Below are 16,687 nucleotides of genomic sequence, written 5' to 3'. Positions count from 1 at the left end.
TTGCCTGAACTTTGAGCGGATCTTCGATGAGCAAAACGAACCCCCTGAAATACGCGGCCGTGGCCGACCTGATGGAGCAGCATGAGCTGATGGCGACGGCTGTAGAGGCCCATGGCGTGATCTGCGGTCTGGTGTGCGGTGGTGTGGCACTGGACGACAAGAGCTGGCTCCCCCATTTCAATGATCTGGTCAACGACGGTTTCGGTCTGCCGGCCCCGGTGCGCCAGGTGATGACCGATCTCTATCACCAGGTGATCGAGAGCCTGATGGCCCAGAAAGGGGTCGAGCTGCTGCTGCCAAGCGACGAAGCGCCGCTTGACGAGCGTATCGACTCGCTGGTGGATTGGTCCCAGGCCTTCCTGGCCGGTTTCGGCGTGGTGCAGCAGGAGCTCTCCAAGGCTTCCGAAGAGCTGCAGGAGATGATCCAGGATATCGCCAGCATCACCCAGGTCTCCGCCGAGTTCGATCAGGAAGATGAAGAGAACGAAGCCTCCTTCCTGGTGCTCTACGAGCACGTGCGCCTCGGGGTGATGATGAGCTTCGAGGAGTTTGGCAAGCGGCCGGATGCCCCGAGCACGCCGCCGACCCTGCACTGAGTCGGCCGAACTTGATAAAGAGCGCCTGGTGGCGCTCTTTTTACATCTGGATGTTGCCCGCACCAGACCGCCGTGATGAGGCAAGTGATGACAGAGACTGCGCTTTTTTGCCCGTGGCTTCGCATCCCGACCCCATGCTTTGTGTTAGCATGACCCCACGTTTTCAGTCTTTCCCCTCATCTCATGTCTCAATCTGATCTGAACCACGTCGATGTGGCCATCGTCGGTGGTGGAATGAGCGGCGCCGTGCTGGCGCTCTCCCTCGCGGCCCTGCCAGGGCCCAAGCCCCTGCAGATCCTGCTGCTGGAGGCGAGCGCCCCCGAGCTCAATGCGCATCCCGGCTTCGATGCCCGCGCCATCGCGCTCTCCGCCGGCACCTGCGAAGCGCTGGCCCGGCACGGGCTCTGGTCCCGTTTTGCTCCCCATTGCAGCCCCATCACCCAGATTCATGTGTCGGATCGGGGCCACTTCGGCCAGGCCGGCTTGACGGCGGCGGAGTATGGCCTGGCAGCCCTTGGTCAGGTGATCGAGCTGTCGGCGGCGGGCATTGCGTTGCAGCAGGCGATTGCCGCCTGCCCGCAGATCCGCATGCTGTGTCCGGCCCAGCTCGAGCGCGTTGAGCCATTGACGGAAGGGGTGAACCTGACCCTGGCCAGCGGCGAGCGTTATCAGACCCGCCTGCTGGTGGCGGCCGATGGCGGCAACTCCTTCGTGCGCCAGCAGTGCAAGCTGGCGGTGAGCCGTCACGACTATGGTCAGAGCGCCATCATCGCCACCGTCAAGACGGCCGAAGATCCGGCCGGACGGGCTTTCGAGCGTTTCACCCAAGGAGGGCCGCTGGCCCTGCTGCCGATGCAGGACGGGCTATCTTCCCTGGTCTGGAGCGTGGCGAGGGATGAGGCGCCGGCCTTGATGGCGCTCGATGACGCCGCGTTTCTGGCCCGCCTGCAGCAGGCCTTTGGCTGGCGCCTCGGCCGCTTCTTGCAAACCGGCCAGCGCCACGTTTATCCGCTGGTGCTGACGGTGGCCGACTACCCGCTGGCCCAGCGCACCGTGCTGGTGGGCAATGCCGCCCATCTGCTGCATCCCATCGCCGGTCAGGGCTTCAACCTCGGCATGCGCGATCTGGACCTGCTAACCCGGGCGGTGGGCCGGGCGCTGACGGCGGGGGAGGATATCGGCAGCTTTGAGGTGCTCAGCGGCTACTGGCAGCAGCGCAAGGGGGATCAGGCCCAGACGGTCTGGCTCACCTCTTCGCTGGCCCAGCTCTTCTCCAATGATCATGACCCGCTGGTGGCAGGCCGCAACCTGGCGCTCTCCCTGATGGGGCGGCTGAGCTGCCTCAAGGCGCCGCTGGCCTCCCGCACCCTGGGCTTTGTCGCCGATGTGTGCCGCCTCTGAGGCGAGGTGATGTCATGGGTATTGAACGGGTGCGCTTTGGGGTGTGCCCTCGCTGATCCCGGCGATCAGCCCTGAAAGGATATAGAACGATGCAGATGCAAAACGTGGATGTGGTGATTGTGGGGGGCGGCATGGTGGGCCTGGGGCTCGCCGCCGCGCTCAAGGGAAGTGCGCTCAAGGTCGCAGTGATCGAGGGCCAGCTGCCGGAGCCCGCGCTTGACGAGGCGCCGGACAACCGGGTCAGTGCCTTGAGTCTGGCCAGTCAGCGCATCCTGCAGCAGGTGGGCGCCTGGCGCGGGATCGAGGCGCGCCGCCTGCAGCCCTATGGGCAGATGGAGGTGTGGGAGCAGGACAGCTTTGGCCGGATCGCCTTTGATGCCGCCAGCCTGCGCCAGCCCGAGCTCGGCCACATCGTCGAGAACCGGGTCATCCAGCTGGCGCTGCTGGAGGCGATCCTCGATGGCGACAACATCCAGCTGCTGAGCCCGGCCCGGGCGAGCAGCCTGCAAAGCGGCGAGGCGGGCTCCCTGCTGCTGCTGGAAGATGGCCGCGCGCTGTCGGCCAAGCTGGTGGTGGCGGCCGATGGCGCTCACTCCTGGGTGCGCCGGCAGGCTGACATCCCGCTCACCAGCTGGGATTACGGCCACCACGCGCTGGTGGCGACGGTGCGCTGTGCCGAGCCCCACGAGGCGGTGGCGCGTCAGATCTTCACCCCCGAGGGGCCGCTCGCCTTCCTGCCCCTGTGGCAACCGGATCTCTGCTCCATCGTCTGGTCGGTGCCAGCGACCCGGGCCGAGGCGCTCTGTCAGTGCGATGAAGAGCAGTTCAACCGCCAGCTCACCACCGCGTTCGACGGCCGGCTGGGTCTGTGCAAGGTGGAAGGCGTGCGCAGCGCCATCCCGCTCACCGCCCGCTATGCCCGCGACTTTGCCCGCGAGCGGCTGGTGCTGGTGGGGGATGCCGCTCACACCATCCACCCGCTGGCGGGGCAGGGGGTCAACCTGGGGCTGCTGGATGCCGCCGCCCTGGCCGAGCAGATCCTGCGCAATCAGGCGGCGGGCAAGGACATCGGCCGGCTCGCCAACCTGCGCGGCTATGAGCGCTGGCGCAAGAGCGAGGCGGCCAGCATGCTGGCGGCGATGGAGGGGCTCAAGCGGCTGTTCGCCGGTGCCAATCCGCTCAAGAAGCTGGTGCGTGGGGCCGGGCTGTGCGCCTTCGATCTGCTGACGCCGCTCAAGCAAAGCGTGATCCGGGCCGCCATGGGGCTGGAAGGCGAGCTGCCTGCCCTGGCCAAGGGTGAAAAAATCTAATAATACCCGGCTGTTTTCACAACAAAACTAATGTGATGAGGCTGATGACCCTGTTTGGGCATCAGCCTTTAATCTGGGCGGTCGGCGAAACGTTTTTCTCCAAATTGTGACGAAACGGTAAAAATCGAAATTTAATATCGCCATTACCGGGTTTGGTCTGTTTTTATCACTGTTTTTACCTTAGTGTCTGGGGTCTGTTTACTGGCGGTGGATTAGTTTTTTTTGAGCGGCATGCGCGTCCGCTTGGCTTATAATCCGCTGCGTTCAAGGAATCACTCTTGCCCTGCGGGGCCGGAACGAGCACAGACTCAGGCACGTCGCTTGCTGCCACCCAAGTAGATAGCTGGATGGTGGCTGCCGGGCGAGCGATGCGTGAGTGTTGTCGCGAACGCTTAAGGAAACACAGCGATGATCCAGACTACAGTACTGCATCCCAAGCACCTGGAAGCCGGCGCCAAGATGGTGGACTTCCACGGTTGGGAAATGCCCATCAACTACGGCTCACAGCTGGAAGAGCACCATCAGGTGCGCACCGATGCCGGCATGTTCGACGTCTCCCATATGACCATCGTCGATTTGACCGGCGAGCGGGTCAAAGCCTTCCTGCAACACCTGCTGGCCAACGACGTGGCCAAGCTCACAGTCCCGGGTAAGGCCCTCTACAGCGGCATGCTGACCCCGGAAGGCGGTGTCATCGATGACCTCATCACCTATTACCTTGGCGAGACCTTCTACCGCCTGGTGGTCAACTCCGCCACCCGCGAGAAGGATCTGGCCTGGATCCGCCACCACGCCCAGGATTTCGGGGTGACCGTGACCGAGCGCCCCGAGCTCGCCATGATCGCGGTGCAGGGCCCCAACGCCAAGGCCAAGGCGGCCAAGGTGTTCAGCGCCGAGCAAAATGCCGCAGTGGAAGGCATGAAGCCCTTCTTCGGCGTACAGGCCGGCGAGCTCTTCATCGCCACCACCGGCTACACCGGTGAAGACGGCTACGAGATCGTGGTGCCGCAAGCGCAGGCGTGCGATCTGTGGCAGGCGCTGCTGGACAACGGCGTGGCCCCCTGCGGCCTGGGTGCCCGTGACACCCTGCGCCTCGAGGCCGGCATGAACCTCTACGGCCAGGACATGGACGAAACCGTCTCTCCCCTTGCCGCCAACATGGCCTGGACCATCGCCTGGGAACCGAGCGATCGCCAGTTCATCGGCCGCGCCGCGCTGGAAGCCCAGAAAGCCGCCGCCAGCCAGCCCAAGCTGGTGGGTCTGGTGATGGAAGAGAAGGGCGTGCTGCGTAGCGGCATGCCGGTCACCTTCACCACCGCCGCTGGAGAAGAGCGGGAAGGTGTGATCACCTCCGGCTCTTTCTCGCCCACCCTGGGGTACAGTATTGCCCTGGCGCGGGTGCCCCGTGATATCGGCGAACAGGCCTCGGTGGAGATCCGCAAGAAGCTGGTCACTGTCAAAGTGACCAAGCCGGCTTTCGTGCGCAACGGCCAGAAGCTGGTGTAACGACCCTATTGCGGCGAAGGGGCTGCCCTTCGCCAGACCCCCTTGCCCCGGCAACGCCTGTCGAACGCGCCGGGACAAGTGATCCAAGTGAATAAAGGAAGCACAAATGAGCCATATCCCGAGCGAACTGAAATATGCCACCTCCCACGAGTGGATCCGTGTCGAAGCCAACGGCGAGGCCGTGGTCGGCATCACCGAGCACGCCCAGGAGCTGCTGGGTGACATGGTGTTCGTCGATCTGCCGGAAGTGGGCAAACAGGTCGGTGCCGGTGATGACTGCGCCGTGGCCGAGTCGGTCAAGGCCGCCTCTGACATCTACAGCCCGGTGAGCGGCGAGATCCTGGCCGTCAACGAAGAGCTGGAAGGCAGCCCCGAGCTGGTCAACTCCGATCCCTACGGTGCCGGCTGGCTGTTCCGCATCAAGCTGGACGACGCGGGCGAGCTCGCCAACCTGCTGGATGCCGAAGGCTACCAGAACGTGGTGGACGAAGAGTAATGCCCCCGGGCCCTGCCAATGCGCAGGGCCCGCTTGTATAGGTGCCCGTCGGCCAGGAGGCCGACCGGCGAGGGTGAAGTCGTCCGCACCGGTTTGCCCGCGGCAAACCGGTCAGCCGCAAGACGACCCCCTGTCGCTATGAGCGACATCCGGTGCCGGCAGGGGCCACCCTGCCAGCCGAACATGAGTGAAGCCGGCCGAGGCTGGCTGTCAGGCACTTAGTTATCAGGACTTTTTATCAGGAATAGGGAAATGACCCAGTCACTGTTTGAACTCGAGCAAAAAACCGATTTCATCCGCCGTCACATCGGGCCGGGTGAGGAAGATCTGCGCGCCCTGCTGGCCGTGGTGGGCGCTGAGAGCCTGGATGATCTGATTGAGCAGACCGTCCCCGCCGCCATTCGCCGGCCGGGCCCGCTCGGCATCGGCGCCTCCATGACCGAGGTGGAAGCGCTGGCCAAGCTCAAGAGCTATGCCGCCCAGAACAAGGTCGCCAAGAGCTACATCGGCATGGGCTATCACGATACCCATGTACCCCACGTCATCTTGCGCAACGTGCTGGAAAACCCGGGCTGGTATACCGCCTACACCCCGTACCAGCCCGAGCTGGCGCAGGGCCGTCTCGAAGCCCTGCTCAACTTCCAGCAGCTGACCCTGGACTTGACCGGCATGGATCTGGCCAGTGCCTCCCTGCTGGATGAAGCGACCGCCGCCGCCGAGGCGATGGCGCTGGCCAAGCGGATGGCCAAGTCCAAAGCCAACCTCTTCTTCGTGGCCGACGACGTGCACCCGCAGGTGATCGACGTGGTCAAGGAGCGGGCGGTCCACTTCGGTTTTGACGTGGCCGTCGGCCCGGCCGCACAGGCCTGCGCCGAAGAGGTGTTCGGCGCCCTGTTCCAGTACCCCACCACCACGGGTGAAGTGAAAGACTTGCGGGCCCTGATTGCTGCCGTACAAGCCCAGAAAGGGCTGGCCTGTGTCAGCGCCGACCTGCTCTCCCTGCTGCTGCTCAAATCCCCGGGCGAGCTGGGTGCCGACGTGGTGCTGGGCTCGGCCCAGCGCTTCGGCGTACCCATGGGCTACGGTGGCCCGCACGCCGCCTTCTTCGCCACTCGCGATGCCTACAAGCGCTCCATGCCGGGCCGCATCATCGGTGTCTCCAAGGATGCCCGCGGCAAGGCCGCCCTGCGCATGGCGATGCAGACCCGCGAGCAGCACATCCGCCGCGAGAAGGCCAACTCCAACATCTGTACCGCTCAGGTGCTGCTGGCCAATATGGCGAGCTTCTACGCCGTCTACCACGGCCCGGTGGGACTGAAAACCATCGCCTCCCGCGTGCACCGTCTGACCACCATTCTGGCGCTCGGCCTCAAGGCCAAGGGTGTGGCCCTCAAGCATGCCAGCTGGTTCGATACCCTGACCGTGCTGACCACGGGCAAATCAGAGCTGATCGCCAAGGCCGAGGGGCTCGGCATCAACCTGCGTGCGGATCTGGACGGCGCGGTGGGCGTGTCTCTGTCTGAAACCACCACCCGTGGCGATGTGGCCGAGCTGTTTGAACTGTTCCTGGGCGCAGGTCACGGCCTGGACATCGAGGCTCTCGACCAGGCGGCGCAGGCCCATCACGCCATCCCGCAGGATCTGCTGCGCACCGACGCCGTGCTGACCCACGAGGTGTTCAACAAGTACCACTCCGAGACCGAGATGCTGCGCTACATCCACCGTCTCGAAGCCAAGGATCTGGCCCTCAACTACGCCATGATCTCCCTGGGCTCCTGCACCATGAAGCTCAATGCCACCGCCGAGATGATCCCGGTGACCTGGCCCGAGTTTGGCAAGCTGCACCCGTTCGCCCCGCTGGCCCAGGCCAAGGGTTATCAGCTGCTGCTGGCCGACCTTGAAAACTGGCTGGTGAAGGTGACCGGTTACGATGCGGTCTGCATGCAGCCCAACTCCGGTGCCCAGGGCGAATACGCTGGCCTGCTCGCCATCAAGAAATACCACGAGTCCCGCGGCGAGGGGCATCGCGACATCTGCCTCATTCCTGCGTCCGCTCACGGTACCAACCCGGCTTCCGCCCAGATGGCGGGCCTGCGGGTCATCGTCACCGCCTGTGACAAATCGGGCAACGTGGATCTGGACGATCTGCGCGCCAAGGCCGCCGAGGTGGGGGATCAGCTCTCCTGTCTGATGGTGACCTACCCCTCCACCCACGGGGTGTACGAGGAGACCATCAAGGAGGTGTGCGACATTGTTCACCAGCACGGTGGTCAGGTCTATCTGGACGGCGCCAACATGAACGCCCAGGTGGGCCTCACGGCGCCGGGCTTTATCGGGGCGGACGTGTCCCACCTCAACCTGCACAAGACCTTCGCCATTCCTCACGGCGGTGGCGGCCCGGGCATGGGCCCCATCGGCGTGAAGAAACACCTGGCGCCGTTCGTGGCCGGTCACGCCGTGGTCAAGACCGACAAGGAGAGCCGCAACAACGGCGCCGTGTCGGCGGCACCGTTTGGCTCGGCCAGCATCCTGCCCATCAGCTGGATGTACATCGCCATGCTGGGGGACGAGGGGCTGAAGAAATCCACTCAGGTGGCCATCCTCAACGCCAACTACCTGGCCAAGAAGCTGGGTGAATCCTTCCCGGTGCTCTATTCCGGCCGCAACGGTCGGGTGGCCCACGAGTGCATCCTGGATATCCGCCCGCTCAAAGAGGCGTCCGGCATCAGCGAGATGGACGTGGCCAAGCGGCTGATGGACTACGGCTTCCACGCGCCGACCATGAGCTTCCCGGTAGCGGGTACCCTGATGGTCGAGCCGACCGAGTCGGAATCCAAGCGCGAGCTGGACCGCTTCGTTGAGGCGATGACCGCCATTCGCGCCGAGATTGCCAAGGTGCAGGATGGGCAGTGGAGCCTGACCGACAACCCGCTGGTGCATGCGCCGCACACCCAGGATGACGTGATGGACGCTGAGTGGTCCCGTGGCTACAGCCGCGCCGAGGCGGTGTTCCCGTCGGAGGCCGTGCGCGCCGCCAAGCTGTGGCCGTCGGTCAACCGCATCGACGACGTCTACGGCGATCGCAACCTGTTCTGCTCCTGCATCCCGACCGAGGATTACGCCAAGTAAGGGCAGAGTTGATCACGACCATTTAAGTTGGATACCGTGACATTGAAGTTGGAAACCGACCATTTAAGTTGGAAACTAAAAGGCCCTGCAATAGCAGGGCCTTTTTTATGCTTGGTTTGATAAAACGTAATTAAATTACAAATTAAGAATTTATTAGACCGTCGTTAGTAGATCAGTAGCATTCATATATCAAGGGCGCGGTATACTTTATACAAAAGTTTGCGTTATTACTCAAATTTCCCTATCGGGCTAAGCACCGGCATGGTGCCAAAGGATAATCTGGGTACCGAAGGAGGGCCAACGATAGGCACATGAAGGGGTAAAGCAACTCACCAACACATAATGGTAACAACATCAGCCATTCACAACACTAAGTATGCGATGTTCCGTCGTGGGCATTGCACCTAAACATTGAGCTAACGCAAGCATAGCTTAGATAATCTAAAAAATCCTAACTTGAAAATTCACTTCGATACCTCATTTTTGGTATAGTTGAAGAGTTCTTTGTTTTCCTCATATGTATTTCCTGAGTGTAATCATGATCGTAATTATCGACCCTTTTTTCAGTAAAGATGCCATATTGCGAACTTGTTACGGGTTTGCAGGTAATTTTAATTTCGAAATTCAAATGAAAAGTGGAATGTATTTCATTACTGTTGCGGCATTGGATACCACTCCGATAGCCAGCGACTTTGAGGCTGAATTTAAAAATGCGCTGATTGACCACGAGTTGCGGGTAGTGATTGAGGAAAAAACGAAGGTAGTGAAAGAGGCGTTGGTGTGTGCTGCGCTGCGTGAAGCATGGAGCGAACCGGTTGATGCGAAATAAATTTAAGAATAAAGCCTATTTTGCTGACAAAGATAAAGACTATACACTGTTTCCTTTTAACTTTGAACGCTTGAGTCAAGATGAAGTACTCATCGTCAATGCAGTTGGTGAATTTTCATTTATTCAGGATCGAGAATTGCAAGAATTGGTGGCTGGCGAACTGCCAACTGACACTGAGTTATATCAAGAGTTAAAACGAAAGAGTTTCTTGGCAGGTTCTGAGGATTCGTATGCACTGCGCTGTTTATCAGCCAAATACAGGCAGCGCAAATCTTTCCTCAGTGGCGGGCCGGGACTGCATATCTTTGTGATCACATTGCGTTGTGGAAATTCTTGCGAGTATTGTCAGGCGAGCCGCAAATCAGTGACATCGTCACAGCACGACATGTCACAAGAGACGGCCAGAAATGCGGTAGATCGGGTGTTCGAATCACCCAACCAGCGCATCACCATTGAGTTTCAGGGAGGTGAGCCTTTGCTCGCCTTCGATTTAATTAAATTTATCGTGGACTACGCTCACGAAAAAAACAGTGTGCATGGCAAGAGCCTCGTGTTTGTCATTGCCACTAGCCTGCAATACATTACCGATGAGATGCTGGATTTTATCAAGCTCCACAGTATTCAGATCTCAACGTCGCTGGATGGCCCAGAAGCGCTACACAACAAAAATCGGCCATCCTCATGTGGTAATAGCTATCAAAGTACCCTTGCGGGTATTCGAAAGGTGAGAGAGGCCATTGGCGATGAGGCCATCGCCGCCATGACCACCATCACCAAAGACAGTCTACCTTTTCACCAGGAGATCGTAGATGAGTATGTGAAGCATGGCTTCCATTCGATATTCTTGCGGCCGCTCAACATGTATGGCTTTGCCGTCAAAAGGGAAAGCAAGGTCAGCTATACCTCTGCCGAGTATTTCGCGTTTTATCAAAAGAGCCTGCAATACATCATCGATATCAATAAAGCAGGCTACTACCTAGATGAAGTCACGGCGTCCTTGGCACTGAACAACATGCTGACCGGACGTGCGGTGGGCTATGTGGATCTGCGCTCGCCCTGTGGCGATGGCACCGGGGTGCTGGTCTATCACTACAACAGCTATGTATACCCGTCCGATGAAGCCCGAATGCTCTATGACATGGGCGATAACAAATTCTGTTTGGGCTCAGTAGAGGCGCCCTATGTGGAGCTGATTTCGTCGGATGTGATGGGTGAGATATTGATGAGCGGGGTGGCCGAATCCCTTCCGGCTTGCGCCTATTGCGCCTATTTACCCTACTGTGGTGCCAACCCCATCCAGAACTATTCCCGTACTGGCGACTTGGGTGGACACAGGGCTAAGAATGACTTCTGCAATAAGCAGAAACCGTTGTATCGCCACTTGTTCAGCCTCCTTGAAGAGAACAAGGATGTATTCACTTCATGGGTCACAAGGGGTAAGTGAGCGATGAGCTTCAAACTGAAATTAAGAGCGGTCATTCATTATCCCTCTACAACTCGCCGCCCGTTGCGGGTAACGACAGTTGATAGCTACATCGCCACAGGAAGATCACCGGACGAGTTATGCCTGATCTACCCCGACGGGCAATATAGAGGCGAAGCCCTGCTTTCCATCAAGTGGGGGGCTATTGTCATTTATGACCATGCAACCCCGCTTTTTGACGGTCAAATCATTCACGTCACCGAGGAAGGTGAGCGCCTTGACGATGGCGACATCATTGTGACGTTAACGGATGCCGTGTATATCGCCTACAAGCAGCGCAGTGACTCCAACTCACTGTTCTTGACAGAGCGGTGCGATAACTTCTGCATCATGTGCTCGCAGCCGCCGAAAAATGTGGATGACGCGTGGCGGGTGAATGATGCACTGGACATCATTGATTTGTTGGACGATGAGCCGCGCACTTTGGGGATCAGCGGCGGTGAACCGACGACGTTAGGGGCGGATTTTTTGAAAATTCTGACCCATTGCCACCAGAAATTGCCGCAAACCCAGCTTCATATTTTGACCAATGGAAAAAACCTGAGTAATAGGGAGCTGATCGATGAGATTCAGCAGATTGGGCATGAGCGGGTGCTATGGGGTGTCCCATTGTATGGGGCAATGGCCCGCGATCACGATTACCATGTGCAGTCTCGCGGGGCATTCAATCAGACCATCAACGGCCTCTATCACCTAAAAACGATTGAACAGTCCATCGAACTGCGGATCGTCTTGACGAAAGATGTACTCAGAAATATCGAAGCGCTGTGTGAGTTTATTGTCAGAAATTTATCGTTTGTCTCTTTTGTTGCCCTTATGGGGATCGAATTTACGGGCTTTGCCAAGCAAAATTACGCTACGGTGTACTCTCCCATTGCTGAGCATTTGCCCGCGTTAAGCTCTGCCATGAATACCCTGAAAATGAATAATGTGCAGTACTGCCTTTACAATATTCCGCATTGTCACTTGCCGCTGAGTTTGCGCGATTTTGCCGCGCAAAGTATTTCCGACTGGAAAAATGGATTCCCGCAAGGTTGTGACGATTGTGCTTCGAAGGCAGTCTGCTGTGGCTTCTTTGCGTCGAACCTTGATCACAAGTCGGGTGTTTTAACTAAATCATTATGTAGTGTTGATGATGACTCTTATATTGGAGTAATAAATTTGTTATGAAAAAACTAATGTCCACGTTGCAGCGTTGGGGTGTACTGGGTCTGGGTGTGCTAAGTGGGCATGGGGTCACGGCTAGCGAAGCGCATCTCTCCGATGACGCCTTCAATCAGTTGAACTTAGACAACTTGCCCAACATGGAAGCCTCGTTGAACATGGATGTGAACAACCTCTATGCAGGCCACCGTTCACATCGCTCGCACAGTTCACATCGCTCGCACTCCAGTCATCGTTCTCACTACTCAGGCTACGGCACCTCGACCTATTCGGCCCCTGTCGCTGTGCCTTCGCGAGCATATGGCAGCAGTGTAAACAGCCTTAACCAAAGCTTGCAGGCCCCTCTCGAAGTCACTTCACCAGCCAGACGGCTGACAGCCAATGATAGCGCCATGATGGATCTGGTCATGCGGGTGCAATTAGCACTGTTCACCAAAGGCTATGATGTAGGTATTATCGATGGCAAGATTGGCCCGAAAACCCGCGCCCAGATAAAACGCTATCAGAGTGATAACAGGTTAAGTAGTACGGGAACACTGACGACCTCCTTACTCACAAGTTTGGGTATTCAAATTCAGTGAGTCATCCGGGCATTCTTAACTTAATTTAAAAAGGATTACAGATGAAAAAAATAACAATCACTCTAGCTTTCTTTGCTGCAATAATGTCTTCTAATATTTATGCATGGGAAGGTGTTGACAATGATTCTGGGAGTGACATTGAGATTGAAAGCGGTAATTTAGTAAGAGCTGGGGAGGAAATTGAATATTATGACCATGATTATGGAGAGTATCGTTCAGCGGATGTTGAGAGCGTAGAGTCTAGTGGTAGTGGTGCAGAGGTAGAAGTATATGATCATGAATCAGGTGAATATCGGACATTTGAAATGGAATGACTTCGCAGTTTCACTTGGGTAATACCTCTAATCGGTTGAGCACCGTGCCCTGACCAGCTAAGGAGGGTGCGAATAAGTGTCCTCTACAATAAAATTGAAATTTTTAGTCCTTAAAATTCAACTTGTTATAAAGGCATGGCATTGTGTTTGGTGGCTTATTCGCATCATCCCCCTGTGGGGGCGCTGTTCCCCCCATGGCCGGATCACGCTTAACCCACACCTCGTCAAAGCGTCTCGCGAGTGTATCGATTACGTCATCCTGCACGAGCTCTGCTACATTGCCGAGCACAACCACAGCGAGTCGTTTCGGCTGATGAGCCAAGTGATGCCAGGCTGGGAAAAGACAAAAGAGCGATTGGATGGGATGGCGGCTCGATTGTTGGCGTGAGTTATCTGATCGTCAGTCACTCCCACAGCCCGGCAGGTTACCCTTGCCGGGCTGTTTCTTTGGTACTGATGCCTTCTACTGATCCTCAAAGGATCCCTCTCATGGCCGAAAAGGCCATTTTTTCTGTGCAGAACAATCGATAGCCTCAGAATCATGCTCTATATCAGTTGTCCTCTTATATCTAAATTGGAATAAAAAACTTGTACTTATTATTTATAAAAATAAATATGCACTGTTGTGTGTATTTATGCGCATATAGGTAAGTTTTTGTTTTTAAAGGGGAAATATAAAAATTCAATACGTGTGGAGTTTTCACCACAGCAGCATCATCAGTTAATATTTATAAAAATAAATAAGATAAAACAACATCTTACGTTCATTCTTGTTGTTGACGATCCCCTGCCTGCTGACTAGGTTGTATGCAAGTCAGATAGGAGCGGTCATGAAACAAAAGATGGTTAAGCAGCCAATTATCACAGATGCGGAAATCGCCAAAACGGAGCGATACAACCGAGACATCCAGGCTTGGGGGTATCGGCCCTGGGTCACAGTGCGACAGTCCCATACCCATGGGCAGGGTCAGATTGTGTATAGTCACAAGACCAAACGTGAGCATCATCTGCTCAGCCGTGGTGAGCGACGCCCATTTTTTTACTTCGAACATGACCCAACGGTTATCGATATTCTGGAGCAGTACCCGCTGCCCCTGCATAAAACTCTAGAAATTGCTGCCTCTCTGAACATTGTCCATCCAGGTAATTACAAAGAGAGGGGCAATCATGGTGGTCGTATTCCAGCCAAAACCATGACTCAGGATTTTTTAGTGTTGAGGCAATCCGATAGTGGCAACGCGCGATTGACAGCGTACAGCTATAAATATTCCGATGCTCTGGATCCTGCCATCACCAATCCTCGAGTCGTTAATCGAACACGAGCAAAAGAGAAAATTGCCCTTGAATATTGGCGTGCTGAAAATATCGATTTTGTGATGGTAACTGAGAAAGATTTTGATGCTACATTTATCTACAATGTAGAGTTCTTGCGGGAGTGTTTTGATTCAAAAAATCTTCTCCAAGTTTCAGCAGATCTTTATGATCATGTAGTTTTAAAATTTAAAAATCACATGATTATGGCACCCTTATCCACACTTAGGATGTTAGCCTTGCTGGTCGCTCAAGAGATGAACATTGATGAGAGGCATGCTGTTTGCTTATTCCAACATGCAGTATATACCGGTCGTATTGATATGGATTTGACACAGCGTATTGAGTTATACCACCCTCTTCCCGCATTGCGAGGGTCTCATGAGAATTAACCAAAAAATTGTATCTAACACAAAAAATAAATCCGAGTTGCTTATTGTTGATATCTGTCTGGATAACAGGTTAATAGCTGTATCAGATTTGTTGACTGACTCACCTAAGCGCCCATTTTTTATTTCTTTGGAACATGTCGAGTCTGATATAAATTCTGCTAGGGTTTCTATTGCAGATCATGATTTTCCAGAGATATTCTATCAACCAGATTCAGCTTTTGATCCTAGATGGATTGATAAAAGAGATCAATGTCTTGCTACTATCAAACCACTGATAGTAGATCCAGATCTTAAACATCGTTATCTATATGGTGAATCAAACGGCATATTGAAACAACTCATAATTCAGTCAGGTCGTAGTAAAAAATATGTAAGCAGTTGTTTGAATCGCTATTTCAAATGTGGAGGGATGAAAAATTCACTATTGCCACGATATTACGAGTGTGGTTTGAATCATCAACTACCAACTAAAACTATTAAGTTGGACGATGGGAAAATCTGTCTGGCCTCAAAAAGAGGACGTGAAACTAATTACGGCAATCCTTATCGAGGTATTACCCAGCAGGACATTAAAAACATTGATTTATTCTCAAAGTCGATTCGCTCTGGAGAGGAAGTCGTTCTCTCTAAATTATATTTAGACTATTGTATGACCTATGCATCTGTCGAATTGAGTCCAAAAAGTGTTGGAGATGGTGAAGTATCAGAATCAGTGAAAGTATTACTTCCAAAAGATCACTTGATTTCTCCCCGTTCATTCAAACGACAATTAATGAAATGTATCGATAAACTAACATTTATCAAAAAGCGAGTTGGTAGCATTAATTATGCGCGAGATCATGCGGCTAAACCTGGTGTGGCTAAAAAAGGGCTGCGCGGACCAACTTATCGGTATGAAATAGATAGTACCATTGCCGACATTTATATTCGTGATGAATATTCACAAGATGAATTAGTGAGTATTGGACGACCTACAATATATTTGGTTGTTGATACGTATAGTACCATGATTGTTGGAATTCATGTGGGATTTGGCAATCCCTGCTGGCATGGTGCCAGTCAGGCTCTTTTTAATGCCATGAGTAATAAAATTGATTTCTGTCGGGAGTATGGCGTTGATATAAAGGAGTCTGAATGGCCCTGCCAAGAAGTATGTCGTGAGTTAACGATGGATCGGGGATCTGAAAATTCGGATAACAATATTACTGCAATATTGCAAGGCCAAATCGGCATCAAGGCCGCAAATTTAAATGCACTCCACCGTGGCGATATGAAAGGCACGGTCGAAAAAAGCTTCCATTTACTGCAAGAAATGGCAATACCACCTCATGCAGGAAAAGTGATGAAAGTGCCGAAAAAAGAGGACCAACATCCGTCTCGTAAACCATTGTATAGTTACAGCGACTTTATGAACCGCTTGATAAATACTATTCTCTTTTTGAATAATAATCGCGCTAGTATTAATTCTCAAAACTTTGAAATGTCACGAGATGGTGTTGGTTTTACTCCTCGTGATGTCTGGAATTGGGGGCTAAAGCAAGCTGTCATAGGTTCCAGAGTGTCCGCAGATAAGCTGCGTTTTGCATTATTGCCCGAGGCTGAGGCAACGGTTATGTCACAGGGCATTTATTTTAGAGGCTTGTACTATAGTTGCAATGAAATTGTTCGTAGGAACTATCTGGATAAAGCCAGGAATCTTGGTAGGTTTAAGATTAAAATTCGCTACTCAGATGTCACCACCAATTATATATGGCTTAAAGATGCGGTATTGGGCGATGTTATCCAGTTGGATATTAATGACCGGAGTGAGGCCTATAAAAATCATAATTGGGAGAATGTCATGCGACAGCAGGAAATCACTAAGGAACGTCTCGCAAATATGAAGGAGCGCGAGTTCAGTGAGCGAGTCGCACTTGTACAAAAGTTCGATAAACAGGATAAACAAATACAGGCCAGTATCAGGCGGCATATAAAAAGCAATGCCAAAAGCATTCAAGGCGGCATGAAAGATCGCAAAATGATAGATGCTGCCATGCAACGACATCGGGAGGGGCAGTCCATTGTTGCCGAATTGGTTCCTGTCGCTCAGCTAGATACAAATCCTCGACCATTATCGGCGATAGGCCAGCAAGATCTCACTGATCCAACAATATTCACAGTTCAGGAAAAGTAACC

Annotated in this window: 14 protein-coding genes; all 14 read left to right on the top strand. The window is 54.5% G+C overall.

Going from position 1 to position 16,687, the window contains the following annotated elements:
* The first annotated feature begins 26 nt into the window (after positions 1 to 26).
* The 14 genes from OKC44_RS00410 to OKC44_RS00345 all read left to right on the top strand — a co-directional run bounded on the left by OKC44_RS00410 (position 27) and on the right by OKC44_RS00345 (position 16,685).
* The gene (locus OKC44_RS00410) at positions 27 to 596 is read left to right on the top strand and encodes a UPF0149 family protein (protein WP_011705605.1); all 570 of its coding nucleotides are present in this window, start codon (positions 27 to 29) and stop codon (positions 594 to 596) included.
* Positions 597 to 779: 183 nt separating this feature from the next.
* A complete protein-coding gene (gene ubiH / locus OKC44_RS00405) occupies positions 780 to 1,997 on the top strand; it encodes a 2-octaprenyl-6-methoxyphenyl hydroxylase (RefSeq protein WP_270810406.1) in 1,218 nt (405 codons plus the stop codon).
* Between the two features lie 89 nt (positions 1,998 to 2,086).
* Complete coding sequence (locus OKC44_RS00400; RefSeq protein ID WP_270810405.1) at positions 2,087 to 3,307, top strand: FAD-dependent 2-octaprenylphenol hydroxylase; 1,221 nt, start codon at positions 2,087 to 2,089, stop codon at positions 3,305 to 3,307.
* 408 nt (positions 3,308 to 3,715) lie between these two features.
* Positions 3,716 to 4,813, top strand: a complete 1,098-nt coding sequence (gene gcvT, locus OKC44_RS00395) for a glycine cleavage system aminomethyltransferase GcvT (protein ID WP_270810403.1) — start codon at positions 3,716 to 3,718, stop codon at positions 4,811 to 4,813.
* 106 nt (positions 4,814 to 4,919) lie between these two features.
* A complete protein-coding gene (gene gcvH / locus OKC44_RS00390; protein WP_010634317.1) occupies positions 4,920 to 5,309 on the top strand; it encodes a glycine cleavage system protein GcvH in 390 nt (129 codons plus the stop codon).
* A gap of 252 nt (positions 5,310 to 5,561) precedes the next feature.
* Positions 5,562 to 8,438: an aminomethyl-transferring glycine dehydrogenase gene (gene gcvP / locus OKC44_RS00385; protein WP_270810400.1), complete on the top strand. Its 2,877-nt coding sequence runs from the start codon at positions 5,562 to 5,564 to the stop codon at positions 8,436 to 8,438.
* Between the two features lie 538 nt (positions 8,439 to 8,976).
* Entirely contained in the window at positions 8,977 to 9,267 is a 291-nt protein-coding gene (gene hxsD, locus OKC44_RS00380) for a His-Xaa-Ser system protein HxsD (RefSeq protein WP_157868080.1), read from the top strand.
* A complete protein-coding gene (gene hxsB, locus OKC44_RS00375; RefSeq protein WP_011899284.1) occupies positions 9,257 to 10,711 on the top strand; it encodes a His-Xaa-Ser system radical SAM maturase HxsB in 1,455 nt (484 codons plus the stop codon). The genes hxsD and hxsB overlap by 11 nt, the downstream gene beginning before the upstream one ends.
* A gap of 3 nt (positions 10,712 to 10,714) precedes the next feature.
* Positions 10,715 to 11,920 (top strand): His-Xaa-Ser system radical SAM maturase HxsC, encoded by a 1,206-nt coding sequence (gene hxsC / locus OKC44_RS00370; RefSeq protein ID WP_011899283.1) that lies wholly within the window; start codon positions 10,715 to 10,717, stop codon positions 11,918 to 11,920.
* A gap of 8 nt (positions 11,921 to 11,928) precedes the next feature.
* Positions 11,929 to 12,495, top strand: a complete 567-nt coding sequence (hxsA, locus tag OKC44_RS00365) for a His-Xaa-Ser repeat protein HxsA (protein WP_158513278.1) — start codon at positions 11,929 to 11,931, stop codon at positions 12,493 to 12,495.
* Positions 12,496 to 12,536: 41 nt separating this feature from the next.
* Positions 12,537 to 12,809: a DUF5334 family protein gene (locus OKC44_RS00360; RefSeq protein WP_042657574.1), complete on the top strand. Its 273-nt coding sequence runs from the start codon at positions 12,537 to 12,539 to the stop codon at positions 12,807 to 12,809.
* A gap of 76 nt (positions 12,810 to 12,885) precedes the next feature.
* Entirely contained in the window at positions 12,886 to 13,197 is a 312-nt protein-coding gene (locus OKC44_RS00355; RefSeq protein ID WP_011899280.1) for a M48 metallopeptidase family protein, read from the top strand.
* 442 nt (positions 13,198 to 13,639) lie between these two features.
* A complete protein-coding gene (locus OKC44_RS00350) occupies positions 13,640 to 14,512 on the top strand; it encodes a TnsA endonuclease N-terminal domain-containing protein (protein WP_011899279.1) in 873 nt (290 codons plus the stop codon).
* Complete coding sequence (locus OKC44_RS00345; protein ID WP_011899278.1) at positions 14,502 to 16,685, top strand: hypothetical protein; 2,184 nt, start codon at positions 14,502 to 14,504, stop codon at positions 16,683 to 16,685. The genes OKC44_RS00350 and OKC44_RS00345 overlap by 11 nt, the downstream gene beginning before the upstream one ends.
* Positions 16,686 to 16,687: the final 2 nt, after the last annotated feature.

Source organism: Aeromonas sp. S41-2 (genome assembly GCF_027705845.1).
In the GTDB taxonomy this organism is placed as follows: domain Bacteria; phylum Pseudomonadota; class Gammaproteobacteria; order Enterobacterales; family Aeromonadaceae; genus Aeromonas; species Aeromonas hydrophila.
Note: the sequence above shows the minus strand (reverse complement) of the source record. Positions and strands in the feature narration are given on the sequence as shown.

Excerpts from the sequence above, each read along its gene's own strand:
- OKC44_RS00410 (WP_011705605.1), top strand. The coding sequence starts at position 27 with ATGAGCAAAACGAACCCCCTGAAATACGCGGCCGTGGCCGACCTGATG.
- ubiH (WP_270810406.1), top strand. The coding sequence starts at position 780 with ATGTCTCAATCTGATCTGAACCACGTCGATGTGGCCATCGTCGGTGGT.
- OKC44_RS00400 (WP_270810405.1), top strand. The coding sequence starts at position 2,087 with ATGCAGATGCAAAACGTGGATGTGGTGATTGTGGGGGGCGGCATGGTG.
- gcvT (WP_270810403.1), top strand. The coding sequence starts at position 3,716 with ATGATCCAGACTACAGTACTGCATCCCAAGCACCTGGAAGCCGGCGCC.
- gcvH (WP_010634317.1), top strand. The coding sequence starts at position 4,920 with ATGAGCCATATCCCGAGCGAACTGAAATATGCCACCTCCCACGAGTGG.
- gcvP (WP_270810400.1), top strand. The coding sequence starts at position 5,562 with ATGACCCAGTCACTGTTTGAACTCGAGCAAAAAACCGATTTCATCCGC.
- hxsD (WP_157868080.1), top strand. The coding sequence starts at position 8,977 with ATGATCGTAATTATCGACCCTTTTTTCAGTAAAGATGCCATATTGCGA.
- hxsB (WP_011899284.1), top strand. The coding sequence starts at position 9,257 with ATGCGAAATAAATTTAAGAATAAAGCCTATTTTGCTGACAAAGATAAA.
- hxsC (WP_011899283.1), top strand. The coding sequence starts at position 10,715 with ATGAGCTTCAAACTGAAATTAAGAGCGGTCATTCATTATCCCTCTACA.
- hxsA (WP_158513278.1), top strand. The coding sequence starts at position 11,929 with ATGTCCACGTTGCAGCGTTGGGGTGTACTGGGTCTGGGTGTGCTAAGT.
- OKC44_RS00360 (WP_042657574.1), top strand. The coding sequence starts at position 12,537 with ATGAAAAAAATAACAATCACTCTAGCTTTCTTTGCTGCAATAATGTCT.
- OKC44_RS00350 (WP_011899279.1), top strand. The coding sequence starts at position 13,640 with ATGAAACAAAAGATGGTTAAGCAGCCAATTATCACAGATGCGGAAATC.
- OKC44_RS00345 (WP_011899278.1), top strand. The coding sequence starts at position 14,502 with ATGAGAATTAACCAAAAAATTGTATCTAACACAAAAAATAAATCCGAG.